This window comes from Nodosilinea sp. LEGE 07298 (assembly GCF_015207265.1).
Lineage (GTDB): Bacteria > Cyanobacteriota > Cyanobacteriia > Phormidesmidales > Phormidesmidaceae > Nodosilinea.
The window spans coordinates 1-2,029 of the sequence record NZ_JADEXE010000538.1 but is presented as its reverse complement, the minus strand read 5'-3'; the positions used below and the strand labels follow the sequence as shown (position 1 = coordinate 2,029).

At 60.4% G+C, this 2,029-nt stretch carries 2 protein-coding genes and 1 pseudogene; 1 reads left to right on the top strand and 2 read right to left on the bottom strand.

Annotation, left to right across the window (positions count from 1 at the left end):
* Positions 1–55: 55 nt before the first annotated feature.
* Positions 56–676: a methyltransferase domain-containing protein gene (locus tag IQ273_RS32785; RefSeq protein WP_313898338.1), complete on the bottom strand. Its 621-nt coding sequence runs from the start codon at positions 674–676 to the stop codon at positions 56–58.
* Between the two features lie 56 nt (positions 677–732).
* Here IQ273_RS32785 and IQ273_RS32780 point away from each other — a divergent pair, with 56 nt between their 5' ends.
* Positions 733–1,782 (top strand): LD-carboxypeptidase, encoded by a 1,050-nt coding sequence (locus tag IQ273_RS32780; RefSeq protein WP_194027254.1) that lies wholly within the window; start codon positions 733–735, stop codon positions 1,780–1,782.
* Between the two features lie 143 nt (positions 1,783–1,925).
* On the opposite strand, the pseudogene IQ273_RS36250 reads toward IQ273_RS32780, so the two are convergent.
* Positions 1,926–2,029 (bottom strand): annotated as a pseudogene (locus tag IQ273_RS36250) (DDE transposase); the annotation flags it as partial.

Below are 2,029 nucleotides of genomic sequence, written 5' to 3'. Positions count from 1 at the left end.
CATGGGTGCGTGGATGGGGCCATCTACCCATCTACCCATCTACCCATCTACCCATCTACCGCTTCCGCAAACGCCCGAAGTGCTCTTCCCCCTGCCGTGAGGGTACTGAGTTGGCCACTGGCTCTAGGGAAATGATTTCAAAGTGGGGTTCAAACAGCTGGCGCACTTCAGCGGGGGTGGTGCCAAAGGGTGGGCCACCGGAGCGTCGGTGGGTAAAAAATACCGCGAGTAGTTCGCCACCGGGTACCAGCAGATCGGCTACCAACTCCACATAGGCGGGGCGCAGGGCGGGGTCGATCGCGCAGAAGCAGGTGTGTTCAATGGCGTAGTCAAACTGCCCGGCGAACTCGGGCACTAGGCCAAAAATATCCCGCTCTAGCAGGCGAAGCGATCGGTTGTGGGCCTGGGCTTGCTCGTCTAGGGCTTGAATGGCCGAAGGGGCAAAGTCTACGGCGGTGACTGCAAAGCCGTGCTGGGCAAAGAAGATGGCATCATGACCGCGTCCGGCTCCGAGCACAATGGCCGATCCTGGTTGAGGAGCACTGGCGGACTCTAGCAGGGTTTTAAAGGCGGGGGCTGGCTGGCCCAGATCCCAGCGGGGGGTGCCCGCCTGGTAGCGCTCTTCCCAGGCGGTAGAACTCAAGGGCGATGGCAGGGGTGATGGCTGTGCGCTCACGGGGGGCTCCGGTGTATGCTCGGCAGTGGTGTTATAGATTTTTTAGGGTAGCGCGTATGCGGCGGCGACAGCTATTGGGCGGGCTGGGGATGGCAACGGCGGGGGTGGCGCTAAGGCAGCAAACGGTTCAGGCCCAAGGACGCCAAGGACGACCGAACCTGCTGCCGCCGCGCCTGCGGGAGGGCGATGCAGTCGGTATTGTTAGCCCGGCGGGGGCGACCTTTGAGCGCGATCGCCTCGATCTGGTTATCGACGCGGTTAAAGCCCTGGGCTTTGTGCCCCGGGTCGCCCCCCACGCCCTGGCCCGCTACGGCTACCTGGCTGGTACCGATGCCGAACGCGCCGCCGACGTTAACGCCATGTTTGCCGACCCGGCGATCAAAGCCCTGCTGCCGGTGCGCGGCGACTGGGGCAGCGCCCGCATTTTGCCCTACCTCGACTACGACACCATTCGCGCCAACCCCAAGGTGGTGATTGGTTTTAGCGATATCTCGGCCCTGCTGCTGGGCATCTATGCCCAGACCGGGCTGGTCACCTTCCACGGCCCCCACGGTCTCACCGCCTGGCGAGCCGATCAGGTAGAACTCCTACGCCAAATTTTGATGGAGGGCGAAGCGCTGACCTACACCAACCCGCTGCTGGGGGCTGACCAAGACCGCCTCATGCGCGATCAGGGCCGCATTCACACTATCACCACAGGTCAGGCCACTGGCCCGCTGATCGGCGGTAACCTGTCGGTGGTTTCTGGCATTGTCGGGTCGCCCTATTTCCCCGACACCAGCGGGGCGATTTTGTTTTTAGAAGACGTGGGCGAACCGCCCTACAGCATCGATCGCATGCTGACCCAGCTTAAGCTAGCCGGATTGCTCGACGGGCTGGCCGGGTTTGTGTTTGGTCAGTGCAGAGCCTGCGGCCCAGGCGAAACCTATGGCTCGCTTACCCTCGAAGAAATCTTGCGGGATCACATTCAGCCTCTGAATATTCCCGCCTATGCGGGGGCCTGGATTGGCCATGTAGAGCCGCTGTGGACGCTGCCCATTGGCGGTATGGTGACGATGAATGCAAGCACCGGCACTCTACAAATGCAGGGTCCAGCGGTGCTTTGAGCCAGTCTAATCCTAAATCCTAGTTGTCTATCTCCAGTTGGTTAAGGGCAAACGGTCGTTTGCCCCTACGGCATACCTGTTTTAATCCGGGGATTTTGAACTCGGACTTGCTTTAAAAATGGCTCAATACGGATTTTGGGGAGCTAGTTCAACAAGGTCTCCAATAGGTTGCCCAGCAGTGCCTTTCCTCGCTTACGGGCATTGTGTACGAACTCAAAGAACCCCAGATAAAGCGGCAGTTTCTCCT